A 19,703-nucleotide genomic window follows, 5' to 3' on the forward strand; every position below is an offset into this window, starting at 1 on the left:
GCCCGCGCGCCGCGCCCGCCTTGCGATCACCTGTAGACGAAGGTGCCCTTCAGGTCCTCGGTCTGTGAGATGGGCGTGCCGTCCTTCTTCGAGGTGGCCCTGAACTGGTAGATCATCCCGGGGATTAACGCGGGACCGTCATATTCGACAGAGACGCTCTCGTTCCCCGTAACCCTGGGCACCTCCAAGTCCTCCCAGATCTTCGCGCCGAGCGCGTCGAACAACCTCACCTCATACAGATCTTCGCTGGAGTCGTCCTCGAAGACGAACATCGGTGTCCCGCTCACCTCCTCCAGCGTGCTCGCGCCAGGCGAGATCACGCCGATCGCGCCCGTCACCTTGAACGACTCCTGGACGGGCAGGTCCTGGCCGGAGACCGTGATGCGCACGATCTCGGTCCCTCCAATGGACGTGTCAGGATCCCGCACCAGCGCGTCGTCCTCGAACGCGGCGAGGACCACGTAATCGCCGTCGGGCACCCCGGCGATCGAGAAATCGCCGGTGACGTTGCCTTGCCGGAGCCCTCGCGGGGCCTCACCGCGCGCGGTCGCCTCGTCGAAGGTGTCGGCCACGACGAGGATGACCGAGGTCTCGCTCCCCCCGGTGGCATTCACGATCTCGACCTTGCCGCTCACCACCGCCGTGGCGTCGCCGGTCGCGTGCAGATCCACGCCCGTCGTCTCCTTGCCCGCGCTGACGGTCGCGCTCGCCGTGTCGAGCGCGAGGCCGGCGGCATAGCCCTTCACCGTGACGTCGCCGGGAGCCACGTTGTAGATCGTGTAGCTGCCGTCGAGATCCGCCGCGCCGGTGGCGCCGCCCGCGACCAGCAGCGTCCCGCCGGGCTGATCGGCGTGGACGACCCCGGAGAGGGAACCGAGCCCCTCGCCGTCCGAGAGCGGCAGCAGCGCGATCTCCGTGGCCGCCGACGCGATGGAGAGCGGCTTGCCCGTCGCGGTCGAGAGGTCGATGGGCAGCGCGACCCGCGGCGCCCTCGGGAACGTCTCGTACGCCTGCGCGTCGGCGCGCAGCGTGATGTTGGCCTCGATCGGCGCGCCGCTCGCGTCGCGCCGCGCAGGCACGGCGAGCTCATAGGTCCCATCGGCCCCGGTGACCGCAACCCGGGAGATCACCGCGTCGCTCGGGTCCCGGGCGAGCACGCGCGCGCCCGCGATGGCCTTGTCGTCGAGCGAGTCGTAGACGCGCCCCTTCAGGGTCACCGGCTCGAAGCAAGCGGGCTCGGCGCCCTCCACCTCCTCGCACACCTGCGGGGCGGTGCACCCTGTCTGCGCGGTCACCGAGCAGCTCTGCGGCTTATCCTCGTCGTCACCGCCGCACCCCATCCCCATCAAGGCGCACAGCATCCCAACAGATATCGAGCGCATCACCATCGACTCGTCTCCTTTCAAACCATGTCCAATGGCCGCGGGCACAGCTCCTCAGCCCGTGAGCGGCCTGCGCCGCGACCTGCGATCCTGTCGCCGCTTCGAGCAGGGACAGTGAATCACGAGGCGCGGCGGCCACGGAGCAGGGGGAACACAACCACCCCGGTTCTTCTGGGTTTTTCATGGTTCAATCCCTGGCCTCGAATCCAGGGAGAACCCGGGCCAGCGCGACGCTAGTTCACGATGGCCTGGCAGCAGCCGGTGATACAGTAGTAGCCAGCGTCACAAGGCGCCTGACCGGCGAGCCCGCACGGCTGGACGTCCGCCGCGCACTGGCCTGTGGCCCCGCCGCCGCTGCCGGTCGTGCCTCCGCCGCCGCCTGTTGCGGCTCCGCTGCCTCCACCTTCGCCGACGCCCCCTCCGCCGGTGCCGCTCTCGAAGCAGTCGTCTGGCAGCGTGTCCTTGCCAAGGCACAGCTCGCAGTGGCCGCAGTCGTTCAGGCAAGCGTCCACGGGCGTGCAGGGCTCGCAGCGGGTCGGGTCGGACTCGAGGCCGCGCGCGCAGGAGCCTTCGCGGTTGCCGTCGGCGTCGGAGCCGAGCCAGACGTAGCTGCCGCTGCCGGCCGGCAGCTCGCAGCAGCCGAAGCAGTCGCAGCCGTTCGGCGTGAGCGGACCGCAGATCCTGTGGCAGGTATCGGACTGCTCGCGGTTGAGATCGCTGCAGCTCTGGCCGGCGGCGCCCGGCGTCGAGGCCCCGCTGTCATAGGCGCACATCGTCCCGTTGAGGGACTCGGGGTGAAACCCGGGCGCGACCTCGTTCGGATCGCACTGGTGGTTCCAGTGGCAATCGTCGTTGCCGGAGCCAGAGTCCTGGTCGAAATAACAATCGACGGTGCACGCCGGCCCAGCCTGACCGGAGATCCCCCCGTAGAAGCTGTCCTCGGTGTTGTCGCACGGGCCTAGGCAGTCTGGATCCTGCGAGTCGAGGAGCCCGTCGTTGTCGTTGTCGATGAGATCCCCGCACTGATACGTGTGGCCCTGGCACTCGACGATGCTCGTCGGGACCGCCATGCCTCCGCCCGCAGCGCCGGTGCCGGCCCCTCCGCCGCTCGCGCTGCCGCCGCCGCTCGCGCTGCCGCCGCCGCTCGCGCTGCCGCCGCCGCTCGCGGTGTCGCCGCCGCCTGCGCCGCCGGACGGGGCGGCGCCGTCAACGGTGCTGTCGCTACAGCCGGCGCTGAGGGTGAGTCCAAACAGGGCGGTCAACAACGAAAGAGAGAGAGGGAGAGCTAGACGCATGGTGTCTCCAGAGGTGGCTCAGGCGCTCCCGTCCGCAGCGCGAGCTGCGGAGCGGGTATACCGGCGCGTTCATCCGGAGCAGTTCCGCCGCGGCCTGGCCACGGCTCAGAAAAATTGCGGATCGCGAAAAAAACGCGGAGCCACCGCGAAACCGGCGTGTGGTCGTGGGGAGATAACCCACGTTGTGCTCGCGGTCTCCTCTTCTCTTCCAGGCGGCGACCGAGCGGGCAACCTCTTACTGTGTCACTGTGTCATCGCTGCGCGCCGCGGCCGCGCGCAGCGGCGGTCACGCCGCGCGGTCGCGCCGCCGCCGGGCGCCCAGGCCCAGCGCGCCTGCGAGGAGGCCCACGAGGCCGACGAGCGTGCCGCCGCGCTCGCCTCGCTGGATCGCGCAGACCAGCCCGGAGGAGACCTCCGGCCCCGTGGTCTCGCCGCCGCTGCTGCCCGCGCCGTTGCTCCCATCGCAGGCGTCGCCGACCCCGTCGGCGTTGCCGTCCACCTGATCCGGGTTGGCCGCGAGCGGGCAATTGTCGTCGACGTCCGGGACGCCGTCGTTGTCGTCGTCCGCATCGTCGACGTCGCAGGCGTCACCCTGGTAGTCCTCGTCGTTGTCGGCCTGATCCGCGTTGGGGACCGACGGGCAGTTGTCCTGCTCGTCCGGCACGCCGTCGTTATCGTCGTCTTCCTCGCAGGCGTCACCCTGGCCGTCGCCGTCGCTGTCGGCCTGATCGACGTTGTACTCCTCGTCGCAGTTGTCCGCCGCGTCGGTCAGGCCATCTCCGTCCACGTCCTCGCAAGCGTTGCCAACGCCGTTGTCGTCGGCGTCCGTCTGATCGGGGTTTGGCACGTCCGGGCAGTTGTCCGTCTCGTTCGGTATGCCGTCGTGATCGCCGTCGACGTCGGCCCCGAGGTCGCACGCGTCGCCGCGGCCGTCGCCGTCGCCGTCGGTCTGATCCTGGTTGAGCACGTGTGGGCAGTTGTCGCTGTCGTCCACGACCCCGTCGTTGTCGTCGTCGTCCTCGCAGGCATCGCCGGTGCCGTCGCCGTCCGTATCTTCCTGGAAGAGATTGGAGACGACAGCGCAGTTGTCCTCCACGTCGACCACGCCGTCGTCGTCGCTGTCCGGATCGCAGGCGTCGCCGAGGCTGTCCCCGTCCGCGTTCTCCTGGCCGGGGTTCTGATCCGCAGGGCAGTTGTCCTCTGCGTTGCGCAGCCCGTCGCCGTCTGCGTCGATGTCGGGCTCGCAGAAGTCGCCGATGCCGTCGCCGTCGCTGTCCTCCTGGTTCGGATTGCGCGTGGCGGGGCAGTTGTCGCAGAGATCGCCGTGCTTGTCGTCGTCTCTGTCCTGCTGGAGCGGGTTCGGGACGTCGCGACAGTTGTCGGCGTCGTTGTCGATGCCGTCGCCGTCGTCGTCGCCGGCCTCGCAGACGTCTCCGGTGCCGTCTCCATCGGAGTCGACCTGATCGGCGTTCGCCGTGACAGGACAGTTGTCGTCGGCGTCCAGGACACCGTCGTTGTCGTCATCGTCGTCGCAGGCGTCGCCGGTGCCGTCCGCCTCCGCATCCGACTGGTCCGGGTTCATCGCGACAGGACAGTTGTCGCAAGCGTCGCCGACGCCGTCGGAGTCCGAATCCCGCTGATCCCGATTGGGCTCGGACAGGCAGTTGTCGCAGGCATCGCCGAGCGCATCGCCGTCCGTATCCTGCTGATCCGGGTTCGGTGCTTGCTGGCAGTTGTCCACGGGATCCACGACCGTGTCGCCGTCGGTATCGGCGTCCTCCGCCCACCCCGCGGCCGGCAGGATCAGCCCGAACAGGCCCGCCACGAGCCCCACCGAGAACCGTCGCCCGCGCGACCGCACGCCCCTCGTCCCCGCACGTTTCATCGCGCCTCCATCCTTTATGGCCTTCATGGCGACAGCTTCGTCACGAACACGTCGGTGCCCTCACCGCCTTCGATCTGCTTCTCCCCGAACGTCACCCTCCCGGTGAACGCGCCGGTCACGTAGACCTGCCTGTCGCGGTCGATGGCCACGCCCGTCGCCCGGTCCGCGCCGGCGCCGCCGAAGCGGTGGCTCCACCGAAAGCCACCCTCCGGATCGAGCTTCGCCACGAACACGTCGTCGTCCCCCGCGCTCGTCACCGCGCCGTCCGCGAGCTCCGCCTCTCCGCGGAAGCCGCCCGCGACGACCACGTCCCCGGCGCCGTCGACGAGCAGCTGCCCCAGCGACGCGCCGTGCTCGCCGATGACCCGGCTGTAGATGTGCTCGCCCTTGGAATCGAGCTTGGCCACGAACACCGCCGTGTGCTCTCCGGCCGTCCGAGGGCCCCCGCCCAGATCGATCGTCGCGCCGAACTCCCCGCCGACGATCACGTTGCCCGCCCCGTCCACCGCGACCGCCTTGGCCCGCTGCGGCCCCGCGTCGCCGAACCGCTTGCTCCAGCGGTGCTTCCCGAGCTTGTCGAAGCTCGCCACGAAGACATCGAAATCCCCGGCGCTCTGCAGCGGATCGCCCCCGAGATCGAGCGTGCCGGCGAAATCTCCGACCACGATCGCGTTGCCGTGCTCGTCCATCGCCACGGCGCGGGCCTGCTGATCGAAGCCGTCGCCGAACCGCTCGCTCCAGAGCAGCGCCCCGTCGGCGTTGAAGCTCGCCACGAACACGTCGCTGCCTCCGGCGCTCTCGAGCCGGTCCTTGCCGACGTGAAGCGCGCCCGAGAAGCGGCCGGCGACGACGAGGAGCCCGTCCTCGGTCGCGGCCACGCTGGTCGCCGCCTGGAAGCCGATGCCCCCGAGCGGCTGCAGCCACAGCTCCTGCCCCTCGGCGTCGAGCCTCGCGACGTAGCCGTCCCGTCCGCCAGCGCTCGTCCGCGGCTCGCCGCCGAACTCCAGCGTGCCGGAGAACTCCCCCGCGACAAGGAGGCCCTCGTTCCCGTCCGGCGCGAGCGCGTTCACCGTTTGCGGATCGAACGCGCCGAAGCGCTTCAGCCCGAGCCCCGACCCGTCGCTCGCCGAGAGCCGCGCCCAGAAGACGTTCTCCTCGCCGATCGGGGTCACGCTCTCGTCGTCGAGGGCCACGTCCTCCGCCTTCGTGAGCCTGCCGAGGAGCGCCGCGGTACGGTCGTCGGCGACGGCCACGCTCGTCCCTGCGCGCTCCCCGTCGCCACCGAGCGCACGCGCCCACTGCACGTCGCCACCCGACGGCGGTGGCGCGCCGCCACCCTCGCCTCCGGCGCCCAGAGGGGCCGCCAGGCTGAGATCGGGCGCGCAGCCGACCGCCGCGCCGCCAAGCGCCGCAGCGCCGACCATCACGACGCCGAGCGCCGCGCCGGCTGTCGCCGGATAGAACCGCTGCGCCTTCATCAGAACACCCCCTGCCACACCACGCCCCGCGCGGTGGGAGTCACGACCGGCACGATCGACGCCGCCCGCTCGCCGCCCGCCCCTGGCCGCAGGAGGATGCCGCCGAGCGCCACACCCACGCCCGCGAGGCCGACCGCGCCGAGGGTCACCGACAGCCCCAGGCTCCGGTTCCACCGCGCGCGCAGCGCCTCCATGCTCTCGAAGTCGTGGACGCCCCGAACACACACGGTGCCGGGGCACTCCTCCTCGACCTGCGCCCGCGCGGCCGCGTGATCGACAGCGAACACCACGCCCCCCGCGAGCGCTGCGAGCCCCACGCCTCCCGCCGTCCATGCCCACACCGGCACGGGCGCGCGGGGCTCCGCCGGCGTGTCCGCGGGCGGCAGCTGTCCTTCGCCCACGTCTGTGCCCACGTTCCCACCTGTGCCCACGCCTGCCTTCGGCTCGATCGAGCGCCCCGGCACAAGGAGGATCCGGACCTCCACCGGCGCGCGCTCGGCCTGCTTCAGCGTGACCTCGCGCCGCGCCGTCTGGAAGCCGGGCGCCGTCACCACCACCTCGTGGCGACCGGGGTTGAGCTTGCGCGGGTAGGGGAGCGCCGCGCGGGGGATCGGCTGGCCGTCCACGCGCGCCTCGAGCTGGTCCGGCGCCGCGCCCTCGACCCGCAGCAGGAGCGACGGGATGCGCGCCTCGAGCTGCTCGACCATCGCCGCGGCGGTCGCCCGCGCCTGCGTGAACGCCGACGGCTCGTCGCTCCCGAGGGGCAGGTGGACGACCTCGTACGCCGTCTCCCGGGCCTCGATCAGGCGACCGAGCGCCTCGTCGGCGCGCGCGAGATCGAGCCCCGTCGTGGGGGCGCGCACGAGCGCGTGGGCCGCCTGGAAATCCTCGCGGGCGCCGGCGACGTCCCCCGCGTCGCGCTTCTTGCGACCCTCGATGAGGAGCGTTCGCGCGGTCTGACGATCGGCCGCCGAGGGCTCGGCGCGCGCCGGGAGCGCCCCGGTGACCGAAAGGACAGCCAGGGCTATGCCTACGGCGCGGGAGGCACGGGGGCGCAACAAATTCATCTCATCACCAAGCTGCCCGGGACTGTCCCGGACCACCCGATCATGATCGCACGCCGCTCGCGCGGGGGTCAACTACGCCAGCGCGCGCGCATCGTGCTCATGGGGCCGTGGCGCGCGCACGCGAATGGCGCGCATCGTGTCGAGCGCGTCGTTCGCGTCGTTTGCACCGAACGCGTCGAACGCGTCGAACGCGTCCATTGCGTCGAACGCGTCCATTGCGCTCACCGTATGTTGGCGTTCACGACTCGCGCCGTTCACGTGGCCGGGCGACTCTCGGGCACGGGCACGGGCATGGGAGCGGCCGGCGCCGGGCGGGCGACCCCCTCCTGCTCCCTTGGCGGTGAAACCGATCCTCCGACGCTGAGAGGCGCCTCGCTCGGCGCGATCGGCGTGAGATCCGCCGTCGCAGGCCCGCGGAGGACGCGGCCCATGGCGTCGAACCGGGCGCCGTGACAGCGGCAGTCCCAGCTGCGCTCCGCGGAGTTCCACGAGACGACGCCGCCGAGGTGGGTACACATGGCCGACATCTCGTGGAGCTGCCCTTGGGGATCGCGGTAGATGGCGAGCTTCTTCAGGCCTCTTCGTACGACGGCGCCGGTGCCGGGCGCGATCTCCGCCGCGTCGCGGACATCGCCCTTGCCGAGCCATGAGGCGTACTGGCACGCGACATTGAGGTTCTCCTTCGCAACCTCGGACAGGGCGGCCAGCCTCAGGTTGACGCGGGTGGGATCGAACAGCGACGCCATCCGGTTCTCGCGGCCCTGCACGAGGTCCGAGATCACGAGGCCGGCGATCGTCCCGTGGGTCATGCCGTTGCCACAGTCGCCCGTGGAGATGAGGATCCTCGATCCCTTCCTGACGCGACCGATGTACGCGAGCCCGTCGGCCGTCTCCATCACCTCGCCGGACCAGCGGTGCACCACCTCGCCGACCTGCGTGAAGCGCTCTCTCGCCCACGCCTCGAGCCGCGCGTGGCGCTGATCCGCGTCGCTGGCCTGGCCGGTCTTGTGGTCCTCTCCTCCCACGAGGAGCACCTCGTCGGGGCCATTCGGGCCATCGATGTCGGCCAGGCGGACATAATGGAACGGTTCGGCCGTGTCCCAGTAGAGCCCCGGCGGGACGGCGCCCCGGGGGATACGCAGGCCGATGACGTAGGTCCGGTAACCGGCCTGCTTCAGGTGCACGGCGATGCGCGGAATGAAGGGCGAGTTCGTGGCGAGCACGGCCTCGCCGGCGACCACCCGGTGCCCGCGCGCCGTCCTGACGACGACCTGGTGAGGCACGGAATCCTCGTCGACGTCGACCACGTGCGCCAGGGTATAGAGCCTGCCGCCGTCACGCTCGAGCGCCCGCGCGAGGCCCGCGAGGTACCTGCGGATATGAAACTGCGCCTGATCGGGGAAACGGACCGCGGGCCCCGTATCGAAATCGACAAGCGGCGCGCGGTCGACGTAATGGGTCGAGCCGAGCCCGGCGCGGTGCGCGGCCTCGATCTCGTCCCGGAGGGTGGCCGGGGGCGACCCCGGGGCCGCGAAGAGATAGCCGTGTACGCGCCGGAAGTCGCAGTCGATCGCCTCGTCCTTGACGAGCCGCTCGATGGTCTCGATGGCCGTCGTGTGGCTCCTTGCGGCGAGGCGCAGGCTGCTTCCGCTGTGGAGCTTCGCGAGCGAGGCCCAGCGTCGATCGAGCGCGTGCGTGATGTGGGCGGTGGTGAGCCCCGACTCGCCCCCGCCGATGGCGCCGTTGTCGAGGACGACGACGCGCTTGCCCGCCTTTGCGAGGAGATACGCCGTCGTCAGCCCGGCGATCCCGGCGCCCACCACGCACACGTCCGCCTCATGGTCGGTCGCGAGGGGGGTCATCGGAGGGATGACGGCGTGGGTCCAGGCGGTGTTCTTATCGTAGGCTCGTTCCGTCATAGGCTCTCCGCTCGTGGTCGCCGAGGGCTTCGGCCCGGCGCTCCGGCTCGGTGATCGGTTGTGTCGTCCGCCGCCCGGAAGGCGAGGTGGTTCGCCGCGCTGCGCGCCCCGGCGGCGGTCTCCACCGCCGCCGCGCCGCCGGCGCGCGCGGGGGGACGCGCGCCGGCGGCGTTCTTCGTTCGCGCGCGAATGCACGCTCGGGCGAGCTCGTCAGGTCCCCTCCGCCGGTTGGCGGAGACGCGGTTGAAGCGGGCGGGCGACAAGCGGGTGAGCTGCACGCGAGCGCACAAAACGTCGTGGCGCTCCGGAGCCAACCCACCCGCATCGGGTAGACCGCGATGCAGATCGCGTACCGCGCCCGCTGCCTGTCGCGCCACGCACGATCGGAGCCGCCGCAGGCCTCACGGTGAGGCATTGCGCCACAATGAGACAAATATGTACTGCGCGCGGCGCGCGTCGGAGCATCCCGCACGTGGTGGCACGAGAACGGCGGGTCAGCGAGGCGCGCCGTCCGGGCGACGCGTGCCGTCCAGGCGGGACGCGTCCTGCAGGCGGATCCATGGGTCGCTGATCGTTGCCCCGAATTTCGCAGAGAGACCTGCTTGATTCGATCCGCGCACACGCGTACTGGACGTCTACGACACAGCAGATTGAGGGCGTTCGACAGCCCACAGCGAGGGGGGTCGAACCAGCCGTGGCTTTACCGAGCGCCCGCGGCTCGGGCTCTTCGTCGAGACATGGAGGATTGATGAAAGCGCGCGTCATGACGAAAGTGGCTCACATTGCTCTTCTGACGAGCATGGGTCTCCCCCTGGGCTGCGACGGCTGCGACCCGGAGAATGGGGGCGGCGTCACGTCGTCGGCGAGCGGCGTCGGCGGCGCTGGCGGGCAAGGTGGCGAAGGAGGCGTCGCCGGGCAGGGCGGGGCCGGAGGCGGGCAAGGCGGTGACGGGGGTGCTGGCGGCATCGGCGTCGGAGGCGCCGGCGGAGCCGGGGGTGCTGGCGGCAGCGGCGTCGGAGGCGCCGGCGGAGCCGGGGGCAGCGGCGGAGCCGGGGGCAGCGGCGGAGCCGGGGGCAGCGGCGGAGTCGGCGGCAGCGGCGGAGTCGGCGGCAGCGGCAGCAGCGGCGAAGTCGGGGGCAGCGGAGTCGGAGGCGCCGGCGGCGCTGGCGGCGAAGGCGGCGGCGAGCCTGCTGCGTACCTCGGAGAGGCATTGTGGGGGTTCGGCGCTGGCGAGGCGAAGAACGATCGGATTGAGGCGATTGCGGCGGATCCACACGAGAACGTCATCCTGGTCGGTGGCTTCGAGACGGCGATCAACTTCGGTGGCGAGCCGGACGTGCTCGCGAGCGCGGGCCAACACGATCTCTTCGTCGTGAAGCTCGACCCGGCGGGGCACCACGTCTGGAGCAGGCGTTTCGGCGACAAGTCCGAGCAGCTTGCGTTTGCGGTGGCCACGGATTCGAGCGGCAACGTCGTCGTCGCCGGCGAGTTCGAGGGGACCCTCAACTTCGGCGCGGACGCGGGCACGGAGCTCGTGAGCGCCGGCGGCAAGGACCTCTTCGTCGCCAAGCTCGACGCCGACGGCAACCACCTCTTCAGCAAGCGCTTCGGCGACGAGCTCGACCAGGGCGCCACGGCGGTGGCCGTCACCGCGGAGGACGAGATCGTCGTCCTCGGCATGGTCGACGGCAGCGTCGATTTCGGCGAGGCTCCAGGGACCGCGCTCGAGGGGAGCGGCGGCCAAGACGTCGTCGTCGCGAAGCTCGATGCCGGCGGCGGCCACCTCTGGAGCCGGCGATTCGGCTCCGCAGAGAGCTGGCAGCGCTTCCGGAGCGTCGCGCTCGACGAGTCGGCCCTTTATGCGGCCGGCGCGTTCGGCGGAGCGCTCGAGATCGACGGCCACGTCGTCGAGAGCGCCGTCGACGGCTCGCGCGGCGACGAACCGATCCACGGCATCGACGGGCTCGTCTTGCGTCTGGATCTGGCCTCGGGCAGCCTCGTCTGGGCTCGTTCGCTGGGCGCCGCAGGTGAGCAGTATGCCAAGTTCGTCAGCCTCGGGCGCGACGGCCAGCCGGTCGTCCTTGGCAATTACGGCGCACCGTTCCGAGTCGGGTCCACGGACATCGAGCACGCCGCCGTCGGGAATTACGACCTCTACCTCGCCCAGCTCGACGCAGAGACGGGCGAGCCGCTCGCCGCTCGCGGGCTCCCCTCCGACGGCGACGAGTTCGTCTGGGGCTTCTCGCAGGACCCGTGGGGCAACCACGTGCTGAGCGGTTACTTCACGGGGAGCCTCCAGCTCGGCGGCCCGCCCGTGGAGGTCGCACCGCCCGCGTCGGGCGATGCGTTCGTCGCGAAGCTCAGCCAGAGCTTCTCCGAGGAGCTCTGGTCCGACGTCTACCGCGATGGAGTCTTCTGCTTCGCCACGGCTCAGGCCGTCACCGGCAGCGGCAACACCGTCGCTGCGGGCCTCTTCTACGGCGAGCGGCTCGAGCTCGGCGGCGGCCTCCCCGCCGTCGAGCACAGCACACCTGCGGGCGACCTCAGCAACGGCGACGTCTTCCTCGTCACCCTCTCGCCGTGACGGCAGATCGGGAGCGCGGCGCACGCCCGCGCTCCCGATCACCGACGGCCCCGTGGCGCAGCGCCGCTCAGTTGGTCTCGCGGCGCAGCTGGCCGGCGTCCGGCTGCTGCACGGCGCTGTCGCCCTGCTCGCCCTCGCGCCCGCTCTCGCCCTGCACGTCGGTCGATCCGTCGCCCCGCGACTCGCCGCCCTTGCGGCCGATCTGCGCCATGTGTCCGCGGTTCTGGCTCACTGCCGCGCCGCCCTTGCGGCCGATGGCGGCCATGTGCTCGCGGTTCTGGCTCACGGTCGCGCCGCCCTTGCGGCCGGCAGCGCGGGCCTCCTCGGAGCTGAACTCGTGGGCCGTGCCCTTCTCGTGCGCGGCCTTGCCGCCCATGCTCGCGATCGCACGTTGCTGCTTCTGATCCATCGCCGCGAACCCACGACTGCTGCTCTGACCTTGCTGCTGTGCCATGCGTCGTCTCCTTGGTGTCTGGGCGCATCGCTTCAGCACCCTCACGGGCGACCCAGGTGTGCCCTGTGGGATCGTCGCTGAACGATGTCGGCTCCTCAGGGGACTGCAACGTAGGTGCCATGGAGCGCGGCCCCGGAGACTCCGCGTCATCGGCGTCGATCCAACGGGGGCTGACGCAGATCTCGTGAGAGATCGAGAGCGTCCACGGTGTGTCCCAGCGGGGTGACGCACTGGTGCTCCACCGCGCGCGCCCGCGGGAAAACGCGGTTCTTGCGCCGAGGTGCGCAGCTCCGTCGGCGTCGAGCGGCGTCCTGCGCTGCTCAGCCCGGCCGAGACCGGTGTTCCAGCGGCGTACGCGCCGCGCGGCAGACTGCCTCACCGGTCGTGGGCGCGCGGGGCCATCGCGCCTCGTCCTTCGGTGCGCGGCCGAGATTCACGGTGAGCGGATGCGTCCGGACTCCGCGCTCTCGCGTGTGGACGACTCCGGCGCTCGCGATGTCGCCGACATCACGCCGACGAGGATCGAGCTCCGCTGCCCAGTGTGCTTGACAGCGCACGTTCCCCGCTCCCTCGTCGAGCCCTCGACGGCGCCTCGGGCGCAGCCAGCGCGCGGGCCCGGAGGAGACGACGGCGTCGCGCAGATTCTGCGCGTCCGCGGGATCGGCGGCGCTCCCTCGGGTCGCGGCGATGTCCTGGCGACGCGTAGACGCTGCGCCGCTGCGTCGCCGCGTTCGCACGCGAGCGGCCTGTCGAGGCGGCGGTGGGGCTGTCGTGGGAGCGGCGCGCCGGAAGCGGGGAGGCGCCTGCCGCTGTCATGGGCCGGGAAGCCGCCCGTCAAAAACTCGACATCCGTGTGGCCTCCGAGTTGCTCCACCCGTTGCCTCCCGGTCGCCGGAGCGCCACCGATGTCACGGTGACGCCACACGCGAACACGTGATACAGAGCGGCCCGACGTCAGCAGCCCATGCGCACCATGCCATCCCTGGAACGCTCCCGAATGCAAGAGAGGCTTACAACGGACTGTGATGAGGTCGCCGGCCGCGGCGCGCTCGTCGACGTCGAGCGCGAAGGCGCGCTCTTGAAGGACGCGCTGCGCAGCCTGGTCGGCGTGTTCGCCCTCCACGACGCGATCCTCATCGGCTATCTCGCCTTGACGACGATCTTCCTGTTCGGCGCGCCGCCGACGGAGCTGCGAGCGCAGTCCGTGAACCGCAATCTGGCAGGCATCGCCGCCCTGGTGTCCGTCTGCGTGCTCGTGCGCCGCGCCACGTTCCTGGCACCCCTGCTGCGAAGCGTCCTTTACCGGCTCTCGCTCGTCGGCGCCTTCCTCCTCAACTACCTGTCGCTCCGGACCCTCCTGCCGGCGGTACGGAGCGACAGCGTCGACGCGGAGCTCCTCCGCGTCGACCTCCTCTTCTTCGGCGTCGAGCCGGCGCTCTGGATGGAGCGCTTCAACACACGCCCGATCGTGGAGTGGTTCTCCTTCTTCTACTTCAGCTACTTCTTGATCTGTTTCCTCTCGATGGTGCTGGCGGTCTGGGTCGCCCGCCCCGGTCGGGGGACCACGGAATACGCGGTCGGCTCCACGATCGTCTACTGTGTTGGCCAGCTCGGCTACATGGCGGTCCCTGCGTACGGTCCCATCCGGGCGCTGAGCCATCTTTATCAGGGGCCGCTCGATGGCGGCTTCTTCTGGGGCTGCGTGAGCAGCGTCGTGCAGGCCGGCGGCGCGATGAAGGACGTCTTTCCCTCGTTGCACACGGCCGCGCCGCTCTGGTTCGCCCTGTACACGTTCCACCGCGCCCGCACCGACCGGCGCCTGTTCTGGCTGGCCGTGGTGGCGGCGTTCTTCTCCATGAACATCATCGTCTCCACCATGCTCCTCCGCTGGCACTACGCGGTCGACGTGGTCGCCGGCGCCTTCTTGGCCGTGGGTACGGCATGGCTCACGCCGCGGCTCGTCCGCTGGGAGGAGGGCCTCCGCGCCCGCATGGGCCAGCCGCAGCCGTGGAGCTTCCGGTAAGCGCGACGCGATCTGGCGGCGCTCAGGCGAGCGGCGCCTCCCACGCCTTCAGCGGCGTACCGAGCGGGAGCTCGTCGGCGCGGTCGGCCGCCGGCTGCAGCCGCGGTGCTTCGCGGACGCGGACCTGCGGCGCCTCCGCCGCCGCAGGCTCCTCGGCGGCGCTCTCCGGCAGGAATCCGTCCGACTGCTTGCTCCAGAGCCGCTTGTAGGCCCCGTTTCGCGCGAGCAGCTCGGCGTGGGGGCCGTCCTCGATGATCCGGCCGTTCTCGAACACCAGGATGCGATCGAGGTGGACCACCGTCGAGAGGCGATGGGCGACGACGAGGACCGTCTTCCCCTTCATGACGTCGTCCAGCGTGTCCTGGATGGCCTTCTCGGTGATCGAGTCGAGGCTCGACGTCGCCTCGTCGAGGAGGAGGATCGGCGCGTCCTTCAGGATGACCCGCGCGATGGCGATGCGCTGGCGCTCGCCGCCGGAGAGCTTCACGCCCCGCTCGCCGACCATGGAGCGATACTGGTCCTTCATCCCTACGATGAACTCGTGCGCGTGCGCCTTCCGCGCGGCCTCGACCACCTCGTCGTCGGTCGCGTTCAGGCGCCCATAGCGGATGTTCTCGAGGAGCGTCCGGTGGAAGAGGCTCGGGTCCTGCGGGATCAGGCTGAGCTGCGCGTGCAGCGCGTCCTGCGTCATGTCTCGGATGTCCACGCCGTCGATCAGGATGTGACCGGAGTCGATGTCGTAGAGGCGCAGGATGAGGCTGACGAAGGTCGATTTGCCGGAGCCGGAGAAGCCGACGAGCCCGACGCGCTGGCCGCGCGGGATCGTCACGTTCAGGCGCTCGAAGATCGGCTGACCGGGCGTGTACCCGAAGGTCACGTTCCGGAGCTCGATCCGGCCGCGCTCCAGCGTCGGGGCCACGGCCTCGGGGCGGTCGACGAGCTCGTGGGAGCGGACGATGGTGTTCACCCCGTTCGCGACGTTGCCGACGAACTCGAAGAACTCGAGGAAGCGGCGGCTGAGGTTGCGCGCCTCGTTGATGATGAGGAGCGACAGGCTCGTCGCCATGACGAACTCGGCGACGCCGATGTCGCCGCGCTCCCAGAGCCTGAGCGCTTGGTAGAGCGTGCCCACCTTGAGCAGCGCGGCCGACGCGAACTGGAACCAGCGCACGCGCTCGGAGTACCAGTTCGACCTGCGCACCGCGCGGAGCTCCCCTTTGAGCTGCTCGTCCAGGTACTCGCGCTCGAAGCCGAAGCGGGCGAAGAGCCGCGCGCTCGTGAGGTTCGTGACCGAGTCGACGAGCTTGCCGGTGGTCTCGCTCCGCGCGGACGCGGCGCGCACCGCGTGCGGCTGACACCGGGTCGCGAGCCAGTAGGAGATGCCGACGAACAGCACGGCCCAGGCCGAGACGAGCGCGGCGAGCTCCGGGTGAGCGCGGTGGAGCAGCCCGATCGAGACCGAGAAGACGATGGCGATGGGCCAGAAGTCGAACAGGATCGCCCACAGGGTCTGGGAGACCCCCATCGACGTCTCGCTGATGCGGTGGGCGAGCGCGCCGGCGAAGTTGTTGCTGAAATAACGATGGGAGTGGTGCTGGAGGTAGGCGTACAGATTGCGGGTCACGTTCTGGCGCTGCCACGGCCCGACGAGGATCTGGCAAAAGCCGGCGACGCGGCTGAACAGGAACTCGCCCGCGATGAGCGCGACGAACAGCGCGAGCGCGTCGCGCAGCCGTCCGCTCAGCACGGCCCGGCCGGCGCTCGACGCCTGCGTCACCCCCTGGATGACCTGCCCGATGGCGTACGGGATCATGATCCCGCACGCGGCGTGGGCCGACTCGAACACGAACATCGCCAGATACCAGGCGCGGTAACGGCCGACGAAGTGAAGGATGAACCGGAAGGGCGTGTCCGGGAGCATCGGAGCGCCAGGGGCGCGCTGCAGAGAGGTATTGGGTTCCACCGAGATGTCCTGGGCGCCCTGCGCGCCCTCATGAGCTGACGGTCGTTGCCCCCGAGCGGCGTTCACCCCGCGCGGGGGGAGGGCGCCGGCGCAGGGGCGGTTTCGGATGCGGCGGGAAGGGACGGCGTCGCGGGGGGCTCATCGTCGGGGGCGCGGCCGCAGGTCGCCAGCGCGAGCCGCCGGACGGGCCGCATTGCGTCTCCGTACGTTCATCGCCGTACATTGAAAAGCACTAACCGGGCCAGCTCTGCCTCGACCGTCGCCGTGGAGGAGCGGTGGGGGGGCGGCTGCTGCCTCAGCAGCAGGCGATGGTGATCGGCTGCTGCGGCACACGCAGGAGCGGGGCCCTTGCGTGGTCGGCGATCTCCACTAAGCGGTTCAGGATGTGCTGTTCCCTGCCGCGAGCAGCCGCAAGCGTGATGACCGAAGGGATGAAACAGCGGTCGAGTGAGGAACGTGCAGAAGAGCGCGACTTCATCGAAGGCCTGGAAGACCTCGCGATCGTGAGGCCTGTGGACGACTCCGAAGATCATCTCCTCTGGGATACCGAGCTCTTGAAGCAAGAGCTCGCCCGCGCGAGCCCTGGCCGCGAGTCGGGGCTGATGCGGCTCCTCGCGGCGCGGGTCGCGATGAACGGCGCCTTCCAGTTCTTCGGGCTGCTCGACGCCCACGGTACGAGCTGGGAGTCGAACCATACCTCGACCCGCAGCGCCGGCGTGGAGCGGAGGGAGGTGCACGGCGTGCCCTTCTGGGAGTGCCGCTGGTGGCAGGGCTCGCCGGACGTCCAGGAGCGCCTGAAGGACGCGGTGCGGCGCGCTGCGCGCGGCGAGTTCGTCAGGTACGACGTGGAGGTCCTCGGGGGGAACGAAGGTGAGCGGCGCATCACCATCGATTTCAACCTGAACCCGGTCAAGGATCGGCAGGGCAAGGTCGTCTTCATGATCGCCGAGGGGCGGGACGTCACCGAGCAGCGGCGGCTCGAGCGCGAGGTCGCGCAGCACCGGGACGAGCTCGCGACGCTCGACCGCCTCAAGACGGAGTTCGTGGCCAACGTGAGCCACGAGTTCCGCACCCCGCTCACCCTGATCCTGGGGCGCGTCGAGGACGCGCTGGCGAGCCCGGGGAGGTCGCTCGCGGGCGACGGCCTCGCCGCGGTCCACCGGAGCACCCTGCGGCTCCTCCGGCTCGTGAACACGCTGCTCGATTTCTCCCGCATCGAGGCGGGTCGCCTCCAGACGTCGTTCGCGCCCACCGATCTCGCGCGGCTCACCGCGGAGCTCGCGAGCTCCTTCCGCTCGCTGATCGAGGGCGCGGGCCTGTCGTTCGTCGTCGACTGCCCGCCGCTGCCCGAGCCCGTCTACGTCGACGCGGCGCAATGGGAGAAGGTCGTCATGAACCTCCTCTCGAACGCCTTCAAGTTCACGTTCGAGGGGGAGATCGCGGTCTCGCTGCGCGCTTATCCGGACCACGTCGAGCTGGCCGTGCGCGACACGGGCACGGGGATCCCGGCAGACGAGCTCCCGCGCATCTTCGAGCGGTTCCACCGCGTGCACGGCGCGCGCAGCCGGAGCATCGAGGGCACCGGGATCGGGCTCTCCCTCGTCCAGGAGCTCGTCAGAGCGCAGGGCGGCTCGCTGCGCGCCTCGAGCGTGGTGGGGCAGGGGAGCACGTTCACCGTGACGCTCCCGAGGGGCCGCGCGCACCTGGCCCAGGAGCGCATCGCCTCCGCCGCGGCGCAGGCGCCCTCGGCGGCGAGCGCGCACCTCCACGTGATCGAGGCGTCCCAGTGGTCCTCGCAGGGGCGCGGTGGAGAGGCGCCGGGGGGCCCGGAGGCGCGCGCGGCCGCGCCCGGGCAGCGCCCCCGGGAGGACGGAGAGGGGCGGATCCTCGTCGCCGACGACAACGCGGACATGCGCGAGTACCTCGTCCACCTCCTCACGCCGCGGTGGAGGGTGGAGGTGGCCTCGGACGGGCGGGCGGCCCTCGAGGCCGCGCTCGCGCGCCCGCCCGACCTCGTGGTGAGCGACGTGATGATGCCCGAGCTCGACGGCGTCTCGCTCCTCCGGGAGCTCCGCGCGGACCCGAGGACGAGCATGGTCCCTGTGGTGCTCGTCTCCGCTCGGGCGGGAGAGGACGCGGTCGTCGAGGGCCTCGACACCGGGGCGGACGATTACCTGGTGAAGCCGTTCTCGCCGCGCGAGCTCCTCGCCCGCGTCCGGACGCAGATCGAGATGGCGCGCATGCGGCGGCGCGCCGTCGAGGCCGCGGAGCGGGAGCGCGCGCAGGAGCTGCCCCGCTTCCTGGACGCGGCGAGCGTGGTGCTGGCGGAGTCTCTCGACTATTCCACGACGCTCGGGCGGGTCGCGCAGCTCGCGGTGCCCGTCCTCGCCGACTTCTGCCTCGTCGACGTGCTCGACGAGGAGGACGACGACTTCCGGCGGGTAGGCGTGGGGTACTCGGACCCCTCGCTCGCTGCCGTGGCCGAGGAGGCGAAGCGCTTCGCGCCCAGGCTCGACGGCAACCGCGAGCACCCGCCCACCAAGGTGCTCATCGAGCGGGAGTCGATGATCGTCGAGCACTTCACGGACGAGCAGATGCGCGCCATCGCGCAGGACGACGACCACCTCCGGGTGATCCGGGCCATCGGGGGGCACTCGTTCATGTGCGTCCCGCTGGCGCGGCGGGGGCGGCTCTTCGGGACGCTCACCTTCATCGTCGTGCGATCCGAGCGGCGGTACAGCCGGTCGGACCTCGCGGCCGCGGAGGAGCTCGGGCGCCGCTGCGCGCTCGCGGTGGACAACGCGCGCCTGTACAGGGACGCGCAGAGCGCGATCGCGCTCCGGGACGAGTTCCTCTCGATCGCCTCCCACGAGCTGAAGACGCCGCTCACCCCGCTCGCGCTGCAGATTCAGACCCTGATGCGCCGCGCGCCCGAGCTGTGCCCTGACAGGGAGCGCCTTCCGTGGCTCATGGACCGGCTCGGGCTCGTCCGCCGGCAGAGCGAGCGGCTGAGGCGGCTCGTCGAGAACCTCCTCGACATCTCCCGCATCTCCGCCGGGCGGCTCGCCCTGGACCTCGAGCCTGTCCGGCTGTCGGAGATCGTCCGGCAGGTGGTGTCTCGCTTCCAGGAGGGCGGCGAGATCGCGGAGTCGGGCTCGCGGGTCACGGTGAGCGCGGCGGACGACGCCGCCGGGAGCTGGGATCGGGTGCGGCTCGAGCAGGTCGTCGAAAACCTCATCTCGAACGCGCTCAAGTATGGTCAGGGAAAGCCGATCGAGATCGCCGTCGCCTCGATGGGCTCGTTGGCCACGTTGATGATCGCGGATCACGGCATCGGGATCGCGCCGGAGCACATCGGCCGGATCTTCGGGCGGTTCGAGCGCGCCGTGTCGGCGCGGCACTACGGCGGTCTGGGCATGGGGCTCTACATCTCGAGGCAGGTGGTCGAAGCGCTCGATGGTTCGATCGAGGTGAGCTCCGTCGTGGGGGAGGGCTCGACCTTCAAGGTGACCTTGCCGCTCGCCGGCCCCCGGGCCTCGGAGCGGCGGGGTCTGCCCTGCTCCGAGAGCGCCTGATGCGCCCGGGGCGAGGGGGGCTCCGCGGGTCCGCTCGAGGTCGTGGCGGACGGGTCTCTGTCACCCTGCGAGGGAGCG

At 70.9% G+C, this 19,703-nt stretch carries 12 protein-coding genes; 3 read left to right on the forward strand and 9 right to left on the reverse strand.

Translation table 11 applies throughout. The features are described from left to right. Positions 1-26: 26 nt before the first annotated feature. The 7 genes from WME90_RS13650 to WME90_RS13680 all read right to left on the reverse strand — a co-directional run bounded on the left by WME90_RS13650 (position 27) and on the right by WME90_RS13680 (position 9,026). Positions 27-1,388: a hypothetical protein gene (locus WME90_RS13650; protein WP_437281543.1), complete on the reverse strand. Its 1,362-nt coding sequence runs from the start codon at positions 1,386-1,388 to the stop codon at positions 27-29. A gap of 227 nt (positions 1,389-1,615) precedes the next feature. After that, positions 1,616-2,677, reverse strand: a complete 1,062-nt coding sequence (locus tag WME90_RS13655; RefSeq protein ID WP_437281544.1) for a hypothetical protein — start codon at positions 2,675-2,677, stop codon at positions 1,616-1,618. Between the two features lie 286 nt (positions 2,678-2,963). Next, a complete protein-coding gene (locus WME90_RS13660; RefSeq protein ID WP_437281545.1) occupies positions 2,964-4,562 on the reverse strand; it encodes a thrombospondin type 3 repeat-containing protein in 1,599 nt (532 codons plus the stop codon). 23 nt (positions 4,563-4,585) lie between these two features. Continuing rightward, entirely contained in the window at positions 4,586-6,040 is a 1,455-nt protein-coding gene (locus WME90_RS13665; protein WP_437281546.1) for an SBBP repeat-containing protein, read from the reverse strand. Then, positions 6,040-7,107, reverse strand: a complete 1,068-nt coding sequence (locus WME90_RS13670) for a hypothetical protein (protein ID WP_437281547.1) — start codon at positions 7,105-7,107, stop codon at positions 6,040-6,042. The genes WME90_RS13665 and WME90_RS13670 overlap by 1 nt, the downstream gene beginning before the upstream one ends. A 72-nt stretch (positions 7,108-7,179) precedes the next feature. Continuing rightward, positions 7,180-7,323 (reverse strand): hypothetical protein, encoded by a 144-nt coding sequence (locus WME90_RS13675; RefSeq protein ID WP_437281548.1) that lies wholly within the window; start codon positions 7,321-7,323, stop codon positions 7,180-7,182. Between the two features lie 38 nt (positions 7,324-7,361). Further along, positions 7,362-9,026: an FAD-dependent oxidoreductase gene (locus tag WME90_RS13680; RefSeq protein WP_437281549.1), complete on the reverse strand. Its 1,665-nt coding sequence runs from the start codon at positions 9,024-9,026 to the stop codon at positions 7,362-7,364. Positions 9,027-9,789: 763 nt separating this feature from the next. On the opposite strand from WME90_RS13680, the gene WME90_RS13685 reads away from it, so the two are divergent. After that, positions 9,790-11,610: a PE-PGRS family protein gene (locus WME90_RS13685; RefSeq protein ID WP_437281550.1), complete on the forward strand. Its 1,821-nt coding sequence runs from the start codon at positions 9,790-9,792 to the stop codon at positions 11,608-11,610. A gap of 67 nt (positions 11,611-11,677) precedes the next feature. Here the strand turns inward: WME90_RS13685 and WME90_RS13690 are convergent, their stop codons facing one another. Then, a complete protein-coding gene (locus WME90_RS13690; RefSeq protein ID WP_437281551.1) occupies positions 11,678-12,064 on the reverse strand; it encodes a KGG domain-containing protein in 387 nt (128 codons plus the stop codon). Positions 12,065-13,061: 997 nt separating this feature from the next. Here WME90_RS13690 and WME90_RS13695 point away from each other — a divergent pair. Then, on the forward strand, positions 13,062-14,087 hold the full coding sequence (locus WME90_RS13695; RefSeq protein WP_437281552.1) for a phosphatase PAP2 family protein: 1,026 nt from the start codon (positions 13,062-13,064) through the stop codon (positions 14,085-14,087). A 22-nt stretch (positions 14,088-14,109) separates the two neighbouring features. Here WME90_RS13695 and WME90_RS13700 read toward each other — a convergent pair whose 3' ends face one another. Next, positions 14,110-16,008 carry an ABC transporter ATP-binding protein gene (locus WME90_RS13700; RefSeq protein ID WP_437283607.1) on the reverse strand — a complete coding sequence of 633 codons (1,899 nt, stop codon included), beginning with the start codon at positions 16,006-16,008 and terminating at the stop codon, positions 14,110-14,112. Positions 16,009-16,481: 473 nt separating this feature from the next. Here WME90_RS13700 and WME90_RS13705 point away from each other — a divergent pair, with 473 nt between their 5' ends. Next, entirely contained in the window at positions 16,482-19,625 is a 3,144-nt protein-coding gene (locus WME90_RS13705; protein ID WP_437281553.1) for an ATP-binding protein, read from the forward strand. The last annotated feature ends 78 nt before the right edge of the window (positions 19,626-19,703 follow it).

It is taken from the genome of Sorangium sp. So ce375 (genome assembly GCF_051473855.1).
Lineage (GTDB): Bacteria > Myxococcota_A > Polyangia > Polyangiales > Polyangiaceae > Sorangium.